Here is a 21,078-nt window from a genome sequence, read left to right as displayed (position 1 = left end):
ACACAGGCCGAAAGCGCACTCAGCGTGATTACACCCTGTGACCCGTCCTAATATATGTTGACGGTTTTTATTGAGCCAATAGGACCATTGGCAGCGGCTATCTCAACAGACATAAGAAGGACTTGATCGCCGATTCATAGGGTTGCCGCGATTGACCCACCTTGGCGCAGACCAGTCCGCCCTGCAACATGGCTATGACCATCCAGGCGGCATCCAATGGCTTGAGGGTACGGGGTAATTGGCCGGCGGCTATGCCCACGGCGAGCACGCCTTCGAGCATCTTAGCCAAGGAATTAAACATGCGATTGATAATATCCACCATGTCAGTATCGGACATAACCTCATGATCGGCAGCTAAGTTGCCGAGCTTACAGCCCATTTGCGCCGAGACACCGCAGTCCAAAAACGCTTCAATCTTTCGATAGGCGGTATCGCCGGAACCGAATATGACACTGGCATTGGTTAGTAACTCATCTGCATTGCGTTTAATGGCCTCAATAACCAAGTCGCGTTTGGTTTTAAAATAATGATACATACTGCCTTGGCCGACACCAGCCCGATCCAAGATATTCCTCGGGCTGATCGACGCCAAGCCCTTTTCCCAGAGCAGATCACGTGTTGCCTCAATGAGTTTCTCTCTGGATATCGAATTTGTCATGGCCTATTCCTGTGCGTGACACTCGACCGAGACCCCAGGCCAGCGGCCTGGGTTTAGCCTCAAACTTAGGCCGCAATGTGATTGATGGTGTCGATCAATCGATTTGAAAAGCCCCATTCGTTGTCGTACCAGGCCACCAGTTTCACCTGGCGTTTGTCTTGCACCTTGGTGAGCGGCGCATCGAAGATGGTAGACGCCGGATTGCCGATGATATCGGACGACACTAAGGGTTCTTCGGTGTACTGCATAACTCCACCCATCTGTTGTTCGGACGCCTCTTTGAGGATGGCGTTGATCTCTGCCACAGTGGTGTCGGCGCCGACATTGACCACCAAATCCACCAGTGAGCCGGTGATAACCGGCACCCGAACCGAATAGCCGTCCAGTTTGCCATTCAACTCTGGCAACACCAGACCAATGGCCTTGGCAGCGCCGGTCGAGGTTGGGACCACATTCACCGCGGCAGACCGAGCGCGACGGGGGTCCGAATGAGGTCCGTCTTGTAAGTTTTGGTCCTGAGTATAGGCGTGTATCGTGGTCATAATGCCCGAGACAATACCAATCTTATCGTGCACCGCCTTGACCAGCGGAGCTAGGCAATTAGTGGTACAGGACGCATTGGAAATAATATGGTGTTTCGCTGGATCGTATTGGTCATGATTAACCCCATACACCATGGTTAAATCTTCGTTCGTCGCCGGCGCCGAGATAATAACTTTTTTTGCCCCGGCAGCAATATGTGCCTTGGCCTTCTGCGCATTGGTGAAGATGCCGGTCGATTCGATAATAATATCAGCGCCGACCTCGCCCCAAGCCAGATCTTTGGGGTCACGCTCGTTGGTGACCCGAATCTTATGCCCATCTATAATTAATGCATCATTTTCGACGATGATCTGTTTGGAAAACTTACCAAAGGCCGAATCATATTTGAGTAGATGCACGAGTTGTTTAATATCGGCCAAGTCGTTTATCGCCACGACGCGAATATTGGCGTCCTTGCGCTCCACCAAAGCACGAAAAAAACATCTGCCTATGCGGCCAAAGCCATTAATACCTACGTTTGTCATCTGTTTTCATCCTTTACTATTGAGTTGAATTTAAAACCCGATTGTCTGTTTAGTATAGGCAACCATCGGTTAACTGTTGCTAAAATAGTCGGTCAGTTTCAGGTTTGGAATAATATCGGCAGCCAATACTATTAGTGCCAACCCAGATTCCTGCCGTGAGTGGAGCCTAGAGCCCCGCTGTGATCTCTGGGTTGATGATTCAAGTCCGGGGCTTACAGCTTGTTGAATTTCTTATTGAAATCGTCCGCGCGAAAACTGAAACGGTGAATATCTTTCAGCGTCAGAGGGATATCAAAACGAAACCATTCTGAAAAAAACTCGGAGTAGTCCAAGTTGGTCTTACGAGCTAAGGCGCGTTGGCGCAGGAATTTAAACTTATTGCTTAAATTCATTTTTATGCCATAGAGTATATGTGACGAGGGTAGGGTGATGGGTATTTCACGGATCGATCGGGCCGCTGAGTCGGGCATAGCATGAGGGCCCTCCAGACGATATTGGCTCGGCACCAATGAACCAGCGAACAGGCGCACAAACAGGCCGGGCTGTAATATATAACGAGCGGTGTGTACCTGGCATCCGATCAGTTCAGCTAAGTTTTCCAGATGACGTTTCCAGCCGACGACGGTATTTAAGGTCGGTGAGTTTTTCGAATAGAATTCATGGTAAAACTTTTGGTCAGCCGCGATCCGTTGTTGTGCATCGGCGGGGATTTTGCGCTTACCCGAGACCAATAGTGCAAAATATCGAGCGGCCATTTCTGAACAGGCCGGTATGCCTCCGGTAACCGGTCGGGCCCAGCCGATAAAGGCACAGTTGTGTAAGTCTGTTGGAATCGAGTTCATAAATAGATTTCTAACATTGTTATCCTTAAGCTGAAATCCTTCGATAAAATTAAAGTTCTCCTTATAGCCTGTGGCGAACATAACCAGGTCAATGTCCTTGCGCGTACCATCATTGAAAATTACCTGGTGCGCGGTGAATCGATCGATACCCGACGCGTTAACCTGAATCTTGCCATTGATGACGTTGGGCACAAAGGTGACATTCTTGGTGGCAAATCGACGCCCCTTCGATAGGTAATTCCAAGCCTTAATAAGCTTTACGTTTTCCGAGGTCCCAGGAGTGTTTAGGTCGAGCATGTTTTGGCTTGTGTCCTGATCAAAGGAATCCATCTTGGCGCGATCACGCTTAAACAAAAATGGCCTTAACAACAGGTAATACACCAACAACATAAGATATGAGATTGCGCTCTCATGTTTGGGGGTGTGATAGTCATGATGGAGCCTAGACGTCCAAGCATCGGATGAAGAATGGTTGAGATTGCGTGGTATCAGGAACGGGTAGGAGCGTAAAGCAAGGTGGCATTCATCGGCTGTCTCGGAAATCTCCCGAGTGATATCGGCCGAGCTCTCGCCCAGGCCAACACAGAGTACGCGCTTGCCCTTAGCCATATCGCTAGTGTTGTATTGTGAGCCATGGCTTATTTTACCGGCGAAGCTCTCCAGGCCCTTGATGTTGGGAATGTTGGCAATCTGGTGCGTGCCGGAGCAAACGGCCAACGCATCGAACTGCTGTACTTGCTCAGCCCCGTTGGGGTCCTGTACTGTCACTTGATAACCATTAGTGCCTTGATTGACCGGCACAACCTTGGTCACCGTATGTTGGAGGTTTATGTGGGGAGCTAGATTAAATTTATCGATGTAGTCGCTTAAATATTGACGGTATTCGGTGTGGTGCCAATGACGTCGTCGCCCGGAGGGAGGGAGATCTGAAAAACACATCAGATAATTTGAAATAGTCAGCACGGTGTTCTTATAAACCCCGTTAACCAACCCAGACTCGACTGCCGAATCCTGATCCTTTTTGTAATTAAAAACGCCGCCCATATCGGCCGAGCGCTCAAAGCAAACGGGCACGTGACCCTCGTCCAAAAGTTGTTTGATCGCGGTAATGCCCGATGCGCCACCGCCAATAATACATACCCGTTTCTGCGTCGTGCTATTCATAGTGCTTCCTTTGAGTGTGGTGCCTGTGGTTGGGTCAGTTGGCAATAGAGGTCATCTGTTTTTTGCGCCATCTTGAAGTCAAGCGGTCGTAAGCCGTTACAACTGTGGGTAAACCAGATAACGTCGACTTCGCCCCAGCGCAGGCGAATTTCTGGATGATGTTGGTAGCTTTCAGCCAGCTCTGTTATTTGATTGGCGAATTGAGTGCCAACCCTGAAGTTGTTTAGGTGATACGATTTTTTAAGGACCAGGGCATCGACCTGCTGAGCGATTTCCCAGCTGTCCAGATGGCGGCTGTAATCGGCAACTTCTGCGGCAGTTAGGGCTTTGGTTGCTTGGCAATGAGAGCTCATGTTAAACATTCTCCAATAGGGAAGATCCGACCTTTTTAGCCGAACTAAGCGCCTCGTCGATACCGCTTGCCAGCTCCAGCTGAGAAACTGTTGCCAGATATGCCAAGCTCGGCGCCTGATAATAGGTCTTGGTGAGTTCGTCAATGCGGTATGAATTCAACACCATGTCTGGAATCGAAAAGGGCCGTAATTCTGCCTGTTGGCCAGATGAAGCGTGTAGAATTTCCTTGGGCGAGGAGATGGTGGACGCGCCATAAAGCCGATTTTGACCGCTAGCGTCTTGCAGGGCACCGGTTTCGCAGGTATACCAGTACACCGCTGCCAGAGCCTTTTGGAACGCTGCGGTCTGGCCCACACCGGTCTTGCCAATGGTTTGGCTAAATGCGGCGTAACTTGGGTGCATCAATAACGGACCATGGCCAAACACTTCATGAAAGATGTCCGGTTGACTAACAAACTCCAGATCTTCCCGGGTACGGATAAAGGTCGCAGCTGGAAAGCAGCAGTCACCGAGCATGGTGAAAAAATCATCGAATGATGTCATCCCGTCCACCGCGGTTAACTGCCAGCCGGACTCGGCTGCCAGCTTTTCATTCACCTCAGCCAGTTGTGGCACTCGCTCAGGGGGCAGGTCGAGGGCTGTGAGGCAGTGGATGAATTCATCACAGGCTCGGCCCGCTAACATAGCCAATTGGGTTTCCAGGAGCGTGCTCCAGATTTCATCTTCTGCGGCACTGTAATGCCGCCATCCATCGCTATCGGCGACCTTAGATTGATAGGCTGACATATTTCACCTCCACCGGTCCGTCAACAGGACCGCCTTGTGCGTTGTGCTCCTGAACCAGCTGACTGACCAACTCGGCACAGGCCCCGCAGCCCGAAGCAGCCTTGGTTTGCGCGGCTATATCTAAGGTCGTCGCCTGTGGCGTATTGCGCAGCGCTTGCGCTATTGTCGCGCTCGTTACTTGGTGGCAACGACAAACCAGGCCATTTCGTCCGACCCTCAAATGGGGCGTCGGTTTCTGGTAATAACCACCCAGAGCCGTCCATTGAGAATCCTCAAAAAGCGCTGCCAGATCGTGCCGTTGGCCTGCGCTCTGTGCGTCTATCTCGGTGTAATAGAGATACCGGCCCAAACCGTCGCCGCTGGGTATGGGCACAATCGATCTAAAGTTGATTCCGCAATGTTGCTTAGCTGAGAAATAATTCAATGGTGAATGGTTTTTGACCGCCGGTCGGAACAGTGCCAAGTGAACGTTATGCGTGATGTTGGGCCGAGTAGTAGCATTGGGCCGCGTTAGAATTAAGAATCGAGTTTGATTCTTACGAACATTATTGACGTCTGGCATCAAACCATGACCATCTGCTGCCTGGGCCAAATAGTGTGGAATCACCGCGCCGACAGCGCCATGGTGCTGTTTTTCTAAAAACAGTTGATAGGAATGGGCATTGCTATAGGACAGACAAACCTTCGCATCGCGCATGGACGATAAGAAATATGATGTTTGGCTACGCGCGACCGGGTGCACAAATAGCGATTCTATGTCGTTAAGTTCTGGGCAGTTATAAATAAATGAAAATTGAATATTTAAGCTCAACTGGTCGATAACTTGAAAGCCAGACGCGATGACACCCTGAATATTTGGGCTAATAAAGCCTTCGCAGGTGTTTTCAATAGCGACAATTATGTGATCATAGGTCTGTAGGGGTTGATGCAGAAAATCCTCGACGTTATCAAAGTACAGGACATCTTGAATTTGAGTATTGCGCTGTAGGTATTGTGTTGCGGCCTTGCTCGAATAGGTTCCGATCGGACCTAAACAGGCTAGCCTAGCTGATTGAGTCATAGTGAAAACCCTCTCCCTTAGTATGCATAGACCTGATAACAGCTGTATCAGGAGCAATAAATACGCTACCGATACGATGTCCTGTTATAAGCCCAGGTCCGTTCCCTATTGGTGTGTGCCGGTTTAACCCTGCTGCTACATCCTAAGCCGCAGAGCGTATGTATTTTGTTGGGTTGGCGCGCGCAATCTGCATAAACTCTTCGCACACAACCGCTCGAGCATGCAGACATTTGGTCGCCTCAGAAACAATTTTATGTTCGTCGCCATCCTTCATATTGCAGGCCAAGACCATTTTTGCATCATCGGCGTGCATTTCATCCCGTTCCCCATGACGGTCAAAGAAACGCCAATCCAAATCTTTGTCGGCATAGGCGTCTGCCACCGATTTGCGCATACACGGAAAATGATTTGGAATCGTTTGTTCACCGCCAATGCCCAGCCATGTCAGGCCGATGACTACATCATTGGTGGCGTTTAGCAGGGCGTCGTTGAGCACTTCAATGGAATCCATCTGGGGCAATGATGCGGCAAAATCAGGTGCCAAGCCCATTGACGACATCATGTCGCAGTACAGGCGATAGTGGCATTCCTCAAATACACCCATGCCCATCTCTTCATAGAGGTTATCAAAGAGCATATAACGACTTTCCAGATCATTTGTTGCACCCAGCAGATTGGACAGGGCTTTGGTAAAGACCGCTATATGCTTAGAGTATTGAGCCGTAAAGAAGGCCACGAACTCGGGGGTGAAATAGCCGTCACGCAACTTTATAAAAAATTCATGATCGAGAAATCGATGCGAGAGCATTTCCTGCTCGACGCGGGTGATATAGGCGATGCGTGTTTGAATCTGCGACGATTCTATTAGGGCTGGGTCGTAGGGGTTGGTCATGTGTTCCATGTCAAAGTTCCTCTTCCATGGCGTTCAAAAAACGAGCGCAGTTTAGTACTGCGTACTCGATCGTTACCTTTATAATTCGTTGTGCATGCCGCGCATGTTGAGGATCGATCAACAACGCCATCTGCTCTTGCGAGTCGATTATTTCCAATGTGCCGTTTACCTTAATGCGCTGTTGATGGCGAAAGTTTATAAACAAAATGCCGATATGGCTGTTTTCGATCATATCGCCGGTGCTGTGCAGCAAACCGTTGCCGGCATAGTCCGGAAACGCTAGTGTCTTATCGTCGATCACGGTAACAATGCCTCGGCCACCGCCGCGAAAATTACAATTACACTGGCCAGCAGCATTGGATGTGGAAATAAAGAAGTAGGGGCATGCCTCAATAAACTCCTTAAAGCCGGGCCAGAGCCGAGTGGTATCGTTTGGATTGTTTGGATAATCAATCAACGACTTGGCCATCTGAGTTGTTTGGTATCTAGCCTGAGCGGCGACTTGGCCGGTGGAGAAGTTTTCCGAATTAAGTGGCTTGTCCATGCTGACTCCATTCCATACCAGTAGGTATTTTTATCCAGTTTAAATTCGATAAGTCTAATTAATAGTCTGTTAAATATGGCGTTAAGGCTTGTATTTGGGTGTATTCATCTAAATATTTCAGGCATAAATATACATAGCTGTAAGTATGTTTATCAAGAAAAATAATAAATATTTTCACAAAAAAATAAGTAATAAAATTAATAATATAATTTATAAGTAGAGGTTTATGGTTATTGATATGCCAGGCTGGCCAAGCGCCTCTCTAGTTTTATGGCCTTGGTCTGGTTGTCAAAAAAGCATGTTATAAAATCTCCACTATAAATAATTATTATCTTAATATTTTTAATTTAAAAAAATAATCCACCCTGTTCTTTTTTAGGCCGTCGTTGTGGGTCGGTATTGTTTTATATGCTGCCTGTGCTGGGTTATGTTAAGCCGATCGAACTGGCGCAGGGACGGATGTTTTGAAGATAAAAGCCTTTATAGATGGTCAATTTGGAACGACAGGTCTGGAACTCAAGGAAAGGTTGATCCGTCATCCCAGCGTTGAACTGATCGAAATTGACTCAGCACAGCGCAAGCACACGCCTGTACGCAAGGCGGCGATGCAGGATGCGGATGTGGTGTTTTTGTGTCTGCCTGATGCCGGCAGTCGCGTAGCGAGTCAATGGATAGACCCCGACACAACGGTCGTTATCGATGCGTCCAGCGAGTTTCGGACCCATAAGGACTGGGTCTATGGTATTCCGGAATTGGTTGGAGCTCGCGAGGCCTTAAGAGTTGCACCACGCATTGCTAACCCTGGTTGTTACCCCACCGGCTTTGCATTGCTGATTCAGCCTCTCGTTCGGGCGGGCATTGTGCCTAAAAATTACCCATTGAGCGTGCAGGCGATTACCGGCTTCAGCGGGGGCGGGCGGGCGATGATTGACGAGTATGAGGCGATGCCAGATGACCAGAGGGTTCATGCAGTTGCGGCCTATAAAAGTTTAGGTCTAGACCACAAGCATTTGCCCGAAATGCAGCACGTCAATGGCCTAGATATGGCACCACTCTTTGTTCCGACCGTGGGTGCTTTTAAGCGCGGCATGTTGGTGAGTGTGCCACTGCAGCAAAGCTGGTTAAACGGCGATGCCCAGACCATTCAGGAAATTTATCAACTATTTTACCAACACGAAGCCTTCGTTAGATTACATCGGCTTAATGATTATGACGCACTGCACAACGGTTATCTGCAGGCCACGGCCTCTAACGGCACCAATGATGTCGAGTTGTTTGTCTATGCCAAGCGCGGGCAGATATTTTTGAGTGCCCGATTGGACAACCTGGGCAAGGGCGCCTCCGGTGCTGCGGTGCAAAATATGAATTGCCGTTTCGGTTTCGATGAAGGCCTAGGGCTCAAAGCTTGAGGGTGCCGCGTTACCCTAATCGGTCGGGATTTGACCAAGCCAAGGGTCATGTCGCCAAAAAAAGGATGTTCTAATCTTCACACCATAGCAGGGAGCTTTTATTTATGAGAATTTCACGCTTTAGCGACGACCAAATTGCCGATATCTTACAACAGGATAGGGCCGGGGTCAGGGTTGTTGACCTATGCCGTACGCATCGCATCAGTTCGGCAACCTTTTATAAGTGGCGCGCTAAGTTCGGTGGTGTCGGCGAATCGGGTGTCAAATACATCAAGGAGTTGGAGGGCGAAGTTCGACGTCTGAAAAAACTGTACGCCGATGAGAAAATCAAGGCTGAGATGGCCAAGGCGATCATCGTAAAAAAGCTTTAACGCCAGCTCTGCGGCGTGAGCTGGCCAAGCATGCCCAAGTCGACTTCCAAGTGAGTACCCGCCTGCTCTGTGATGTTTTTTCGATCAGTGCAACCTGTTATCGATATGACGTCTAGGCCACTAGTCAGATCGTTTAGCTAGGGCCGACTCACCGTGGCATTGTCGCAGGGCATGACGTTTATCAAAAAATATCACGGTTTAGTGGCTTTATTTTAGAGCCCTGTCACATGTTCGGCCTTTCCCCCATTGGCATCCAGACCGTCTCAAACGATATTAGGCGCGCTTGTTGTGGTGTCCATCGGTATGTTATACGCGCCCGTTCAGCCACTGTCATAAAGCACTGTTTAGCGAACTCACTTTAGCGATAGGGATCCATTATGAATAATACTCAGCGTCAACTGGTCTTCGCCATTGGCCTGTTATCATCGACTGCCGTATTGGCGGCCGAGCGGGTAACAGCCACGGACGCTCATTTTGCACAGGGATTGGCCGGCGTAACGAGCGACCAAGTAGAGCTAGTCACCACTGTGGATTTGGGCAATGGCACCACCCTCGAGAAGTATCGACAGCACTATAATGGCATCCCGGTAAGGGGCAGTGCCTTGACTCGCCAAAAAGCAGGCGCGGCGCCGGTCCAGATCCAAGGTCAGTTTGTGCAGGGTATCAATACGGACGTGGCCACTGTGGTCCCGCAGCTTGGTGCCAAAGCGGTGCTGCAACAGGCCATGCAAGATCGAGTGCTGCAAAGCCAGGGCGTGTCGCTCGGTAGCGTTGATCTGGCACGCTATTATGATGCGGCTGAAAATAAACAGAGCGAGCTGTGGATTCAGTTGGATGCCAATGACCGCGCACAGCTGGTCTATTTGGTTTCTTGGGTGGAATACGGCGATCAACCGACTCGTCCGACCCTGATTATCGATGCCCAATCTGGCGAGGTGTTAGACCAGTGGGACGCCCTGTCTCATTTGGATGCCAAGGGTCCGGGCGGCAATGAGAAAACCGGTCAATATTATTTTGGTCCTAGCGATAGTGGCTTCGACTATCCACCGCTTATAGTCGACGACAATTGCCGAATGGACACGGCCAATGTCGAGACCATCGATTTGAATCATGGTACATCTGGCGGGACGGTCTTTCAGTTCGGCAGCTGCCCGACAAACGGTGTGCCGGAAAATACCTATAAATACATAAATGGTGCCTATTCACCCCTTAATGATGCCCACTATTTTGGCAACGTTGTCTTTAATATGTACTCCGGTTGGTACAACACCGCGCCCATCAGCCAAAAACTGCGCATGCGCGTGCATTACAGTAACAACTATGAAAACGCCTTCTGGGACGGTAGCCAAATGACCTTTGGCGATGGCGCTTCAACCTTTTATCCGTTGGTCAGCCTGGATGTGTCCTCCCATGAAGTCAGCCATGGCTTTACCGAACAGAATTCTGGTTTGCGTTACGCCGGCCAGTCCGGCGGGATCAACGAGGCCTTTTCCGATATGGCCGGCGAGGCAGCCGAGTATTTTATGAAAGGGTCGAATGACTGGTTGGTTGGCGCGGATATTTTTAAACAGGCCGAAGGCTCGTTGCGCTATATGGAAGATCCGACTCGCGATGGACGCTCTATCGGTCATGCTTCCGACTACTACGAAGGCATGGATGTGCACTACAGTTCGGGCGTCTACAACCGAGCTTTTTTCCTGATTGCCCACACCTCCGGTTGGGACACGCGCAAAGCTTTTGATATCTTCGTGCGCGCCAATCAGGTCTATTGGACTCAGAATACCGACTATATCACCGGCGCTTGCGGTGTGCTCAGTGCCACCAGCGCCCTGGGCTATTCAATCGCCGATGTGGCCACCGCCTTCGATAATGTCGGCGTGCCGACTGCGGCCTGTGGTAGTGGTCCGGAGGTGACCGAACTGGTCAATGGTGTGCCGGTGACCCAGCTGTCGGGAGTGTCGGGCACTAGTCTGTTCTTTACCTTCGATGTGCCAGAGGAGGCTAGTAGTGTGCTATTTCAATTAGCCGAGGGTACCGGTGATGCGGATCTGTATGTGAAGTATGGCAGCATGCCGACCCTGACGGACTACGATTGCCGTCCCTATACCTCGGGCAACAATGAAAACTGCGCCTACGATGTCGCCCAGGCCGGTACCTACTATGTCTTAGTGCAGGCTTACCGGAGCTATAGCGGCACCCGCCTGACGGCCAGCTATGAGATTGACGGTGGTGATACCAACTCGGGCACGGAAGTGAATCTCTCGGCCCCTCGCCAAGGTTGGCTCTACTACAGTGTCGAGATCCCCGCCGGGCGAGCCACCTTCGATGTCGATATCAGCGGGGGTATTGGTGATGCGGACCTCTATGTCCGTCAAGGTTCAAAACCGAATCCGGGCAGCTATGACTGCCGACCCTTTGCCAATGGCAATAACGAGCGCTGCCATTTCAATAATCCGGCACCGACGACTTGGTACATTGGTATCCGCGGCTATACCGCTTTTGAAGGGGTTATGCTCAACTGGATCCACGAGCCGTAGCGGGTTTCTAAACAACAGTAGTGAGTTTCTAAAGAGCACAAGCAGGTGTCGAAAGAGCAGTCGCGGGTGACTAAAGAGTAGAGGAGGGTCACTAAAAAATAGTAGCGGGCGGCGTTAAGCAGGCCAGCGTTAGACTAAAAACATGCTGCTCGTCTAGATACTGATAATGGGCCCGGCCGCCATGCAGCTGGGCCACCTTTTCGACCACGGTCAGGCCTAGCCCCATGCCGTCCTTATTGCGGCCGTTATCGGCGCGATAGAAGGCTTGGAAGAGGCTTTTTTGCTGGCCAGTGGAATAGGGCATGCCAGTATTTTTAACCTGCAGCTTGACCTCCGGGTCGCCGTTGTGACTAACCAGGTGGATGGCCAGGTATACGGTGCTTTCAAGGGGGCTGTATTTGATGGCATTGGACACCAGGTTGTCTAAGCCACGACGCAACAATTCACTGTCAAAATTCAGCGCTAGGTTGCTTGGCAAACCATTGCTCAGCGCGCTAAAACGGCCACTGACCTCAATATCATTACTCAACTCGGCAAACCAGGTCTCGATATAGGCATTGAGGTCCTGGTTTTTTTTATTGACCTGCCACTGGCTCGTTTCCAGCTTTACAAACTCAATCAAGGCGCGGATGCGGCTGTCCAATAGTTCCGATTTAACGGCGATAATATCGATGTATTTGGCGCGGGTTGCATCGGTCTTGGCGAGGCCATCCTGGATGGCCTGAACATAGCCGATGATGCTCGCCAGGGGGGTCTTTAGATCGTGCGAAATACCCATCAGCAGGCGCGTTCGATTGTCTTGATCATTCTTAAGCTGCTGGCGCATGGACTCCAAACTTTCGCCGAGCAGAAAAAATTCATCCTTGCCCTCGAACGTTGGATTCTGGCTGAGATCGCCGCGCGCGATAGTTTGCGTGGTGGTCACTAGCTGGCGCACCTTCAGGTGCATGCTGCGTAAAATCCAGCCCGCCATGCTGGCGATAAATAGAATAAGGGTGGTCGGAACCAGCAAGGCAAACTTGCTGTTGTTGGTTGCGATTTGCCAGCTCTGTGCGGGATAGAGATGATAGATGCGGTACTCGCCGTTCGCTACCCGATACAAGCTCGACAGGACGTCATGATCGGCCAGGATCTGGGCCATTTGCGCCGGTTCTAGACCTTCGATACTGCTGAACACCAGGCGTCCGTCCAGTTCGATAAAAATATCTTGATCGGTCTTGATGGTCGGAAAGTCTGCGCCCCGCTCGCCATCCAGCCAGCCTTGGATAAGATGGCTATCATGGCGGTATTCGAAGGCCAAGCCCTCGGCGGTTTCATTCGACATAAGAATGGTGAACACGATGCCGATGCTGACCAGCGGAATAATCAGAATGCCGGCGATCAGCAGAATTATTTGCCGTTTTAGGTTCACTCCGGTTCGCCTCCGTGTCGCTGGCTGTTGATGCAATAGCCGCGACCATGGACGGTTTCTATCAGCCCCTGGTTGCCCGGTATCGATTCGAGTTTTTTACGCAAGCGTTGGATATAGACGCCAACCGCGGAGGTTTCGGTGGTTTGAGAACCCCAAACCTTTTCCAGCAGCTCATAGGTATTGACCGGTGTACCATTGGCTTGCACCAAGGCCAAGAGAATATCAAACTCCCGGGTCGATAAATTGATTCGCTCAGCGCCGTTCTTAACCGCAAAGGCATCGGGTTCCAATACCAGGGTGCCGAAGTTGAACTGTTCTTTATTCGGCACCCGGCTTTCCTGGCGACGCAGTAGGGCCGACATGCGGGCAATCAATACCTTGGGGGCAAAGGGTTTGGTGACGTATTCGTCGGCACCCAACTCCAGACCGTTGATGATCTCGCCATCGGACTCACGCGCACTGACGATCACCACCGGCGCCTGCGTTTGCAGCCTAATCTTGGCTAGAAATTCAAAACCGTCGATACCGGGTAAATTGATGTCCAGGGTGATTAAGGCAAAGCTGGCGACCTTGAGCGCGCCCAAGGCTTCTTCGGCACTGCCGCAGACAATGCTTTGCCAGCCCGCGTGTTCGCAATAGAGCGCGATCAATTCGGCCAGCTCGGGTTCATCTTCGACTATTAGGATCCGTACACTCATCAGTGGGTCTCTGTTGTAGCCTAGGTGCATTAGGGTCTATACATTTCATCCGGAGCCATTAAAAGCTCTGGCTGCCCAGCGTCAGGGTCAACTCGTAACGACTCAGGTCGCCCATGGGGGCATATTCGCCGCCCGGATCGCCCATCAGAGTGGTGACACTCAGAGCCGTGCTAACAAAGTCATTCGGGCTCAGCGTGACGGTACTTTTGAGCATCGCTGAACCATCGGTTAGGCTGCTTAAAGCTAGCATCGAGGCGCTTAGGGGCAGACCGTAGGGATCCGCTAGCTGAATCATCAGGGCGGCCAGTTGTTGGCTGAGCTGTTCCGCGACCTCGCGGCCTAAGGTCAGGCTCTGCCAATCGTTGGCTGCAGTGGACCAAGTCGGCTCAGTATAACCGAGTCCATTGTAATAGTACTGCCCACTCAGGCTCAGTGAACTGTCCGGCCCAATATCCTGGCTGGCACGCATGCCCACGGTAAATTGCTGCAACAGCTCATCGCTGCGGTCATACAGCGAGCCAGCAGCGCTTAAACCCAGGCTGGTTTCGCCCAAGCTGAGATTATATTCGGTGAACAGATCGCCCAGGTCGGTCGGAACCGAACCGGTGACCACTAGGTTGAGTTCGTTATTGGCCTGCCTAACAACACCTAGGCCCCATTCCTGACTGCCCAATAACCATTCACCCTTAACGGCGATACTGTAACTGTTGGCGGTATCGTCGGGAATCAGATAGGCATAGTAGTTGGCGGTACCCTTGGGCTTATGGATTTTAGCCGCCATGGTGCCGATCCGATCCTGATCGGGGTCATTGGCGTCGATCGAGTCCTGACTCAGGGTGTCGGCTGGGCTGTAAAAGTAGCCCACGCCCCACTGCAGGGTTTGTTGCCCGGCACGAATAAAGAGTTGGTTGTCGAGGTCGAAATCGGCAAAGGCTTCGCGCAACAAACTGCTGCTGCCATCGGCCGTCGCGCTGTAATCTAAGTTGAGCAAAACACGATAGTCGACATTGGGCCGGGCATCGAGTTTCAGATTGCCCGACAATTCGGACTGCACCTGGGGGTCATGTTCAACCGTCGGCTGGTCGATCAAAATCCCAGCGCTTTGCCAGGCGAACGACCCGGACCAGTTGAGTACCTCATCCCCAGTGAGCATGTCTTCGGCCAAATTCACCTCGTTGGCAATGACGTCAGTCACCAATGACGCACCGCCAAACAGGTCGTCACCGGGTTCGGCTGGCGTGCCAAAGACATCGTCGCCGGCGTTCACCTGGCCGACGGCAAGCACCATCGTAAGGGCCAGACCAGTGCGGCTGGAGTAGGTTGTGAATGGCTGCATCGATAAACTCCTTATTTGTTGACGCGTTCAACATAGGCTTTGGTAAAGACGGAATCGTCCAAATCGATGGTGCTGACCTGATCGAAGGTTAGGGTGGTCTTATCGCCGCTGACGATTTCGTCGACAAAAATCATTTTCGTTGCCATATAGGCGTCACCGGCCTGGGTATAGGACGGGAAGTAGGAGGTGCGCATCAGGCGGCCGCTTAAGCTATAGGCTTCAGCTTTGAGTACCAGCAGGGGACTGTCATTGACCCAAATTTTCATGCTCGGGTAGGTCACCTCATCACTGGTTGCGGCCAGGGTTAGCAGATGGGTCGAAAAGGAGCCCAGTTTGGCCGCCACGGAACCGGTGACGCGGTAATCGATGGCCCAGGCTGATGAGCCGAAATCCGAATTATTGGCGTCGGAGTCCTTAAAACTATCTTTAATCGAAGTATGGGTAAATTTTCGACTCTCCGGGTCGTAAAACCACAGGGTTTCATCGATCTGCAGATAGCCTTGGCCGCGAATATTTTCCGGCTCTTGAAACAGAATTAAAAAGGTATCATCACGATCCCGGCGAAACATCCGAACAACATTTTTGTCCACTCCATCGGCCGTGCTCTCGGTGATCATCGTCGCCACCATCGAGACATCGTTGTCGAGCAAATTGGTGTTGCGGTCGATTGCTGCCAGGGTGTCGCTGCCGCTCTCGGCAGCGGCCCATACGCCAGCTAAAAGTAGGCTGCTGGTCAAGGCTGTCGTGAGCAGGCTGCGGGAGTTCGTCAATAGTTTCATAGGTTCGGCTCGTTTGGGCTGTTTTGATGTGGCTCAGTGTAGAAAAGCGCCCGCGCTGAGCCCATTGCTATCCGATAACAGATTATAACAAATTGTTATGGCGCGTTTTTTTTCATCAATGTCGATGCCTCCCAGATACGGTTTTAATAGCGTTATTCACAAAAGGTAACGGAGACGAACGATGGCAGTAATTAAGTTAGATAGCGTGACCAAACAGTACGCATTGGGTAACACCCTGGTGAAGGCCTTGAATGACGTCAGTTTTGCGGCCCATGCTGGCGATTTCATTGCCCTAAGCGGTCCGTCTGGATCCGGTAAATCGACCGCTCTGAATTTGATTGGTTGCATCGACGCACCGACGTCGGGCCAGGTGGAGATAAACGGCATCATTACCGGCAGCATGAGCGAAGTCGAGATAACCCGTTTACGCCATCAAAAGCTGGGCTTTATCTTTCAGTCCTTTAACTTGATTCCGGTGCTCAATGTGCGTGAAAATATTGAATTCCCACTCTTGCTCGACAGCAGTAAGCACAATCCCTATGCCAATTGGGCGCCCGCCGAACAACAGGACTGGATTAATCATTTGATTGAACAGGTTGGTCTGGCCGATCGGCGCATCAATCGCCCGAACGAACTGTCTGGCGGTCAACGTCAGCGGGTGGCCATCGCCCGAGCGTTGGTGACCAAACCGAGCATTGTGCTGGCCGACGAACCGACTGCCAACCTGGATTCTAAAACCGGGGCGCAGATCATTGCGCTGATGCATCAAATGAATCAGGAGTTGGGTACCACCTTTGTCTTTTCGACGCACGATCCGCGCGTCGTTGAAATCGCCGATCATGTGGTGAAACTGCAGGACGGCACCATCATCGATGAATATTTTCAGAACGGTAAAAGCGCAACCGGTGATCACGCCCCTGCAGCCGAACCGATGGCACAGGCGGAGTAGCCCATGATTACCAAAATCGCACTGCGCAATCTCACCGAACATCGCAGCAAAACCCTGATCGTAGGGGGCCTGATCGCGCTGGGCGTGACCCTGTTGGTGATGGGTAATTCGATTATGGATTCCATTTCGGTCGGCTTGCGCCACAGCTTTACCGAACAATACAGCGGTGACATCTTTATCTATGCGCCGGTCGAGGATGAAGGCGACCTGAGTATCTTTGGGTCATTCGGCACGGACGGGGTCCAGGCACTGGAGCGGTTCGACGAATTTGCTGGCCAATTGGCGGCGCAAGCCAATGTCCAGTCGGTCTCACCGACTACGGTCGGTCGCGGTATATTGGAGACTAACCAGGGCGAGCAGGGTGGTTCGCTGTTCTGGGGTATCGACCCAACCGTTTGGCAGCACAGTTTCGCACAGCCATTGACCTGGCTTGAGGGCGGGCTCTGGTCTGGTGACGCGCCGTCGATTGCGCTTAGTATTGGCGTGGCCGATGCGCTCGCGGAGGCTCAGGGCAGTCCTATCAAGGTGGGCGAAACGCTATTGATCACCGTGATGGGTGACAATGGCATCAAGATTCGTGAAGTCACGATCAGCGGCCTGTTTGCCTTTAAAACCATCGCCGCGCCGCAGTTGGAGCTGATGAGCCTGGTAGACCTGAAAACCTCACAAGCGCTGCTGTCGTTAAACCACCAGCAAGTCATAGAGGTGCAGCTGTCCGCAGCGGAAAGCGAGATTTTAGGCCAGGTCACTGAGGACAGTCTGTTTGGCGAGGCCACGCTGATGGGCACGGCGGCGCCTGACCTATTTGGTAACGGCTCTAGCCTGATCACCCCCGAGCTGAGCAATGAGTCGGTCGTGGCTGAGCCGATAGCGCTTGCCGCTCATTCCAGTCCCGGTGTCGCGGCGCACGTTACGCTCCCGGTGCAGGCTCAGTTCGCGGTGCTGTTGTTGGACAATCCGGCCGATGTGGCGGTCACCCAAGAGCGCTTGCAGGCTTGGGTGGACGCCAACGATCTGAATTGGCGGGTCGGCGATTGGACCCAGGCCGCCGGTTTTATCGGCAATTTGGTCGGCGGTATCAAGCTGATCCTCAATGGTTTGGTGGTACTGGTCGCCTTCGTCGCCACCCTTATTATCATGAATACTCTAGTCATCTCGGTCACCGAACGGTTGCAGGAAATTGGCACGATGCGCGCTATCGGGGCTCAAAAAGCCTTTGTCCGCAAAATGATTCTGACCGAAACTCTGATCCTCGCGCTGGCCTCGGCTCTGGTCGGGGTGCTAGTGGGGACGGTGGCACTGTGGCTGATCAGCATTAATGGTTTGCCGGCGGCAAACGATATTATCAAAATTTTATTCGGAGGTGATGCGCTCTATCCATCGGTGTCGGTCAGCGCAGTGCTGCAGGCGGTATCGATGATGACGCTCGGGGCCGTATTGGCCTGTCTGTACCCATTGGGTATTGCCCTTAAAGTGAGCCCATTAAAAGCGATGCAAGGCTAAGGCCCGGAGCACAGTAGATGAAACTTAATATGATTAACATGGCATACCGTAATGTTGCTCGCCAAGGCAAACGCAGTCTGATGTTGGCCTTGTCGATGGCGTTTGGCGTGATGATTATCACCCTGGTCAACAGTCTCACCGTGGGCATGGCCAATAGTGTTGAAAGCAATTTCTCCAAGGCGCTGGGCGGCCACGTCTACATCAGTGGCGAAATCGTTACCGCCTCCAACCGCAATCTGGCCGTGATCGAAGATCGCGCCTTAGTAAGTCGAGCCCTGGCGCCCTTGGCCGATCGCATCGTGCAGCAGAATAAACGCTCGTCCAGCGCGGCGACCCTATCCTTTGGCGGCCAAGCGGTGCAGGGCACCGTGGCCGGTGTCGACTTTAGCGTCGAGACCAATGTCTTCGACAATATGGCGCGTATCGCCGGTGACGTCAGTCTGATGTCCCAGGCGAAAATGCTGATCGTGCCAGAAAAGGTGGCCAATGAACTGGGGGTTACCGCAGGTGAGTCGATTCTGATTCGCGCCAGTACCGTGACCGGCCAGCAGAACTTAGTGGAGTGGACCATTGCCGCGGTGATTGCCGATCCGGAGGGCCTTAACGAGGTCACCAATTACGCTAATTTGAGCGACGTCAACGGACTGATCGGTTTGCCGCCTGAGGCCTATCAGCAACTGAATCTAGTACTCGCGCAAATTAGCGATATGGATGCCATACGTGACCGGCTCCTGGCCTACTTTGGTGAACAGGCTAGCGTGCAGCCGGCCGACGAAGAGAATCCAATGAAACGCCGAATGATGGGCATGTCGGGCAATCTGATCGAACACATAGACGAGCCGTGGCAGGGCACACGCTTTACCGTGACCAATCTCAACGATGCCATGTCCGATGTACTGTCTTTAATCGGCGCCCTGGAGGCCATTTCGCTGGCCGTCTTTGTGGTGATGTTGCTGATTATTATGGTCGGCATCACCAACGCATATCGCATGGTGATACTGGAACGGGTTCAGGAAATCGGTACCCTGCGTGCCATGGGCGCGCAACGCAGTTGGATTTTTCGCCTCTTTATCGCCGAATCGGTGCTAACGGCACTGATGGGCGCCAGCGTCGGGATCGTCTGTGCATTTATCTTAGCCGCCGTCCTGGGCACCCTGACACTGCCAGGCGGTGGGCCCTTGGCAATGTTTGCCGTGACCGGTCAGTTGCAGTTCCCACTGTCGTGGCTGGCTGTACTGGTGCCGCTCGTCGTGACCGCACTAGTTGCCGCCGGTGCGGTCTACTTCCCCGCCCGGAAAGCGGCCAATATGGCACCGGGTGATGCCTTGCGCGCCGCCTCATAAGGCTTAGGGCAGGGCGCGGGGCTGTAATTCCAGTCCCGTGTTGCGTACACTGCCCGGCACTTGCCGCTATCCTCCAGGACGTCATATTTTGCAAACCCTAGCACAACTGAAGTCAGGCGAACTCGCCGGCATTAAGCGGCTGACGCTGTCCGAAAATCTCACCGCCTTTCCCGTGGAAATACTCACTCTAGCAAGTAGCTTAGAGGTTTTGGACCTGTCCAATAATCGGCTCACCACGCTGCCGGCCGAGCTGGCGCAATTGACCCAGCTGAAAATAATTTTCGCGTCCAATAATCTGTTCGAAGCACTGCCGGAAGTGCTCGGCCTGTGCGTCAACTTGGAAATGGTTGGCTTTAAGTCGAATCGGATCCGGCAGGTTGCCGAGCATGCCTTGCCGGCGCAACTGCGTTGGTTGATCCTAACGGATAACCAGATCGTGACCTTGCCCGATTCGCTCGGCCAGCGACCCCGGCTGCAGAAGCTGGCCTTGGCGGGCAATCGCTTAACCCATTTACCGCAGACCCTGGCCCAATCGGTTAACCTGGAGTTGGTGCGCATCTCAGCCAACCAATTAAGCCATTGCCCAGAGCAACTCTTGAGTTTGCCCAAGCTGGCCTGGTTTGCCTTTGCCGGCAATCCCTTTAGTCGATCCGATGACCGGGTCAATCAGGTGCCCATGATCGCCTCCAGCCGCTATAGCCTTGCTCAGGTGCTGGGTCAGGGCGCGTCCGGGGTAATTTCACAAGCGCTCTGGAACAGCCCGCAAAGCGAGTTTCCCGAGGCGATAGCGGTGAAGGTCTTTAAAGGCGAGGTTACCAGCGATGGTTACCCCGATGATGAATTGCAGGCCTGTTTAAAAGTGGGTAATCATCCCAATTTGGTGCGGTCCTTGGCGCAAGTCAATGAGCCGGGCCATCTCGCGCTGATCATGAATTTGATCCCCGCGCACTTCACTAATCTGGGCTTGCCGCCCAGCCTCGACAGCTGCACGCGCGATACCTTTAGCCTAGGTTTCAGCCTCTCCATCGTGCAGATCGATAAGATGATTGCTCAGATGGATGCGGTGTTCGATCACCTACATGCCAACCAGGTCTGCCACGGCGACCTCTATGCCCACAACACCCTGTTTGATGCGCAGGCCAATATTATCTTCGGTGACTTCGGTGCCGCGAGCCTGTATCAGATGTTGACCCCAGCGCAGCAGGGGCAGGTCAAGCGCATTGAACGCCGCGCGCTGGCGCATTTTATCGAGGATCTACTCGGGGTGTGTGCCGAACACGATCAGGGAAGCGGCGACTATCAGCGCCTGCGACAACGAGTGGTTGAGATCCAGGGTCAGGCTCTATTAGGCTGAGCAGGACGCGGTGCGTCCCGG

19 protein-coding genes are annotated in these 21,078 nt (G+C 52.3%); 7 read left to right on the top strand and 12 right to left on the bottom strand.

Features of this window, described 5'->3' with window-relative positions:
* Positions 1 to 97 precede the first annotated feature (97 nt).
* From REIFOR_RS10195 to REIFOR_RS10160, 8 genes are all read right to left on the bottom strand, one after another.
* On the bottom strand, positions 98 to 658 hold the full coding sequence (locus REIFOR_RS10195; RefSeq protein WP_100257456.1) for a TetR/AcrR family transcriptional regulator: 561 nt from the start codon (positions 656 to 658) through the stop codon (positions 98 to 100).
* Positions 659 to 723: 65 nt separating this feature from the next.
* Entirely contained in the window at positions 724 to 1,725 is a 1,002-nt protein-coding gene (gene gap, locus REIFOR_RS10190) for a type I glyceraldehyde-3-phosphate dehydrogenase (protein ID WP_100257455.1), read from the bottom strand.
* 212 nt (positions 1,726 to 1,937) lie between these two features.
* Complete coding sequence (locus REIFOR_RS10185; RefSeq protein ID WP_100257454.1) at positions 1,938 to 3,731, bottom strand: flavin-containing monooxygenase; 1,794 nt, start codon at positions 3,729 to 3,731, stop codon at positions 1,938 to 1,940.
* Entirely contained in the window at positions 3,728 to 4,084 is a 357-nt protein-coding gene (locus REIFOR_RS10180) for a 4a-hydroxytetrahydrobiopterin dehydratase (RefSeq protein WP_158524353.1), read from the bottom strand. Before REIFOR_RS10180 ends, REIFOR_RS10185 begins: the two co-directional genes overlap by 4 nt.
* A gap of 1 nt (position 4,085) precedes the next feature.
* Positions 4,086 to 4,871, bottom strand: coding sequence for a phenylalanine 4-monooxygenase (phhA, locus tag REIFOR_RS10175; RefSeq protein WP_100257452.1), 786 nt, complete (start codon positions 4,869 to 4,871; stop codon positions 4,086 to 4,088).
* A complete protein-coding gene (locus REIFOR_RS10170) occupies positions 4,852 to 5,931 on the bottom strand; it encodes a prephenate dehydratase domain-containing protein (protein ID WP_100257451.1) in 1,080 nt (359 codons plus the stop codon). The genes phhA and REIFOR_RS10170 overlap by 20 nt, the downstream gene beginning before the upstream one ends.
* 142 nt (positions 5,932 to 6,073) lie before the next feature.
* Positions 6,074 to 6,832, bottom strand: coding sequence for an iron-containing redox enzyme family protein (locus REIFOR_RS10165; RefSeq protein WP_100257450.1), 759 nt, complete (start codon positions 6,830 to 6,832; stop codon positions 6,074 to 6,076).
* A gap of 1 nt (position 6,833) precedes the next feature.
* Entirely contained in the window at positions 6,834 to 7,367 is a 534-nt protein-coding gene (locus REIFOR_RS10160) for a pyridoxamine 5'-phosphate oxidase family protein (protein ID WP_100257449.1), read from the bottom strand.
* 464 nt (positions 7,368 to 7,831) lie between these two features.
* Here REIFOR_RS10160 and argC point away from each other — a divergent pair, with 464 nt between their 5' ends.
* From argC to REIFOR_RS10145, 3 genes are all read left to right on the top strand, one after another.
* Positions 7,832 to 8,776, top strand: a complete 945-nt coding sequence (gene argC / locus REIFOR_RS10155) for an N-acetyl-gamma-glutamyl-phosphate reductase (RefSeq protein WP_100257448.1) — start codon at positions 7,832 to 7,834, stop codon at positions 8,774 to 8,776.
* Positions 8,777 to 8,880: 104 nt separating this feature from the next.
* Positions 8,881 to 9,147: a transposase gene (locus REIFOR_RS10150; RefSeq protein WP_100257447.1), complete on the top strand. Its 267-nt coding sequence runs from the start codon at positions 8,881 to 8,883 to the stop codon at positions 9,145 to 9,147.
* A 377-nt stretch (positions 9,148 to 9,524) separates the two neighbouring features.
* Entirely contained in the window at positions 9,525 to 11,684 is a 2,160-nt protein-coding gene (locus REIFOR_RS10145) for a M4 family metallopeptidase (RefSeq protein WP_100257446.1), read from the top strand.
* 91 nt (positions 11,685 to 11,775) lie between these two features.
* Here the strand turns inward: REIFOR_RS10145 and REIFOR_RS10140 are convergent, their stop codons facing one another.
* From REIFOR_RS10140 to REIFOR_RS10125, 4 genes are read right to left on the bottom strand one after another with little or no spacing between them, the layout of a single operon-like run.
* Positions 11,776 to 13,095 carry a HAMP domain-containing sensor histidine kinase gene (locus REIFOR_RS10140; RefSeq protein ID WP_100257445.1) on the bottom strand — a complete coding sequence of 440 codons (1,320 nt, stop codon included), beginning with the start codon at positions 13,093 to 13,095 and terminating at the stop codon, positions 11,776 to 11,778.
* Complete coding sequence (locus REIFOR_RS10135; protein ID WP_158524352.1) at positions 13,092 to 13,793, bottom strand: response regulator transcription factor; 702 nt, start codon at positions 13,791 to 13,793, stop codon at positions 13,092 to 13,094. The genes REIFOR_RS10140 and REIFOR_RS10135 overlap by 4 nt, the downstream gene beginning before the upstream one ends.
* A gap of 58 nt (positions 13,794 to 13,851) precedes the next feature.
* Positions 13,852 to 15,129, bottom strand: a complete 1,278-nt coding sequence (locus REIFOR_RS10130) for a hypothetical protein (RefSeq protein ID WP_100257443.1) — start codon at positions 15,127 to 15,129, stop codon at positions 13,852 to 13,854.
* Between the two features lie 11 nt (positions 15,130 to 15,140).
* Positions 15,141 to 15,908 (bottom strand): outer membrane lipoprotein-sorting protein, encoded by a 768-nt coding sequence (locus REIFOR_RS10125; RefSeq protein WP_100257442.1) that lies wholly within the window; start codon positions 15,906 to 15,908, stop codon positions 15,141 to 15,143.
* Between the two features lie 181 nt (positions 15,909 to 16,089).
* On the opposite strand from REIFOR_RS10125, the gene REIFOR_RS10120 reads away from it, so the two are divergent.
* The 4 genes from REIFOR_RS10120 to REIFOR_RS10105 all read left to right on the top strand — a co-directional run bounded on the left by REIFOR_RS10120 (position 16,090) and on the right by REIFOR_RS10105 (position 21,057).
* A complete protein-coding gene (locus REIFOR_RS10120) occupies positions 16,090 to 16,857 on the top strand; it encodes an ABC transporter ATP-binding protein (protein WP_100257441.1) in 768 nt (255 codons plus the stop codon).
* 3 nt (positions 16,858 to 16,860) lie between these two features.
* Entirely contained in the window at positions 16,861 to 18,360 is a 1,500-nt protein-coding gene (locus tag REIFOR_RS10115; protein WP_100257440.1) for an ABC transporter permease, read from the top strand.
* A 17-nt stretch (positions 18,361 to 18,377) separates the two neighbouring features.
* Positions 18,378 to 19,703: an ABC transporter permease gene (locus REIFOR_RS10110; RefSeq protein ID WP_100257439.1), complete on the top strand. Its 1,326-nt coding sequence runs from the start codon at positions 18,378 to 18,380 to the stop codon at positions 19,701 to 19,703.
* Between the two features lie 88 nt (positions 19,704 to 19,791).
* A complete protein-coding gene (locus REIFOR_RS10105) occupies positions 19,792 to 21,057 on the top strand; it encodes a leucine-rich repeat-containing protein kinase family protein (RefSeq protein WP_100257438.1) in 1,266 nt (421 codons plus the stop codon).
* Positions 21,058 to 21,078 lie beyond the last annotated feature (21 nt).

It is taken from the genome of Reinekea forsetii (genome assembly GCF_002795845.1).
GTDB lineage: Bacteria > Pseudomonadota > Gammaproteobacteria > Pseudomonadales > Natronospirillaceae > Reinekea > Reinekea forsetii.
This window is presented reverse-complemented; position numbering and strand designations above follow the sequence as displayed.

What these genes read in the sequence shown, in the direction of transcription:
- REIFOR_RS10195 (WP_100257456.1), bottom strand. Translation starts at nt 658, where the DNA reads ATGACAAATTCGATATCCAGAGAGAAACTCATTGAGGCAACACGTGAT.
- gap (WP_100257455.1), bottom strand. Translation starts at nt 1,725, where the DNA reads ATGACAAACGTAGGTATTAATGGCTTTGGCCGCATAGGCAGATGTTTT.
- REIFOR_RS10185 (WP_100257454.1), bottom strand. Translation starts at nt 3,731, where the DNA reads ATGAATAGCACGACGCAGAAACGGGTATGTATTATTGGCGGTGGCGCA.
- REIFOR_RS10180 (WP_158524353.1), bottom strand. Translation starts at nt 4,084, where the DNA reads ATGAGCTCTCATTGCCAAGCAACCAAAGCCCTAACTGCCGCAGAAGTT.
- phhA (WP_100257452.1), bottom strand. Translation starts at nt 4,871, where the DNA reads ATGTCAGCCTATCAATCTAAGGTCGCCGATAGCGATGGATGGCGGCAT.
- REIFOR_RS10170 (WP_100257451.1), bottom strand. Translation starts at nt 5,931, where the DNA reads ATGACTCAATCAGCTAGGCTAGCCTGTTTAGGTCCGATCGGAACCTAT.
- REIFOR_RS10165 (WP_100257450.1), bottom strand. Translation starts at nt 6,832, where the DNA reads ATGGAACACATGACCAACCCCTACGACCCAGCCCTAATAGAATCGTCG.
- REIFOR_RS10160 (WP_100257449.1), bottom strand. Translation starts at nt 7,367, where the DNA reads ATGGACAAGCCACTTAATTCGGAAAACTTCTCCACCGGCCAAGTCGCC.
- REIFOR_RS10150 (WP_100257447.1), top strand. Translation starts at nt 8,881, where the DNA reads ATGAGAATTTCACGCTTTAGCGACGACCAAATTGCCGATATCTTACAA.
- REIFOR_RS10145 (WP_100257446.1), top strand. Translation starts at nt 9,525, where the DNA reads ATGAATAATACTCAGCGTCAACTGGTCTTCGCCATTGGCCTGTTATCA.
- REIFOR_RS10135 (WP_158524352.1), bottom strand. Translation starts at nt 13,793, where the DNA reads ATGAGTGTACGGATCCTAATAGTCGAAGATGAACCCGAGCTGGCCGAA.
- REIFOR_RS10130 (WP_100257443.1), bottom strand. Translation starts at nt 15,129, where the DNA reads ATGCAGCCATTCACAACCTACTCCAGCCGCACTGGTCTGGCCCTTACG.
- REIFOR_RS10125 (WP_100257442.1), bottom strand. Translation starts at nt 15,908, where the DNA reads ATGAAACTATTGACGAACTCCCGCAGCCTGCTCACGACAGCCTTGACC.
- REIFOR_RS10120 (WP_100257441.1), top strand. Translation starts at nt 16,090, where the DNA reads ATGGCAGTAATTAAGTTAGATAGCGTGACCAAACAGTACGCATTGGGT.
- REIFOR_RS10115 (WP_100257440.1), top strand. Translation starts at nt 16,861, where the DNA reads ATGATTACCAAAATCGCACTGCGCAATCTCACCGAACATCGCAGCAAA.
- REIFOR_RS10110 (WP_100257439.1), top strand. Translation starts at nt 18,378, where the DNA reads ATGAAACTTAATATGATTAACATGGCATACCGTAATGTTGCTCGCCAA.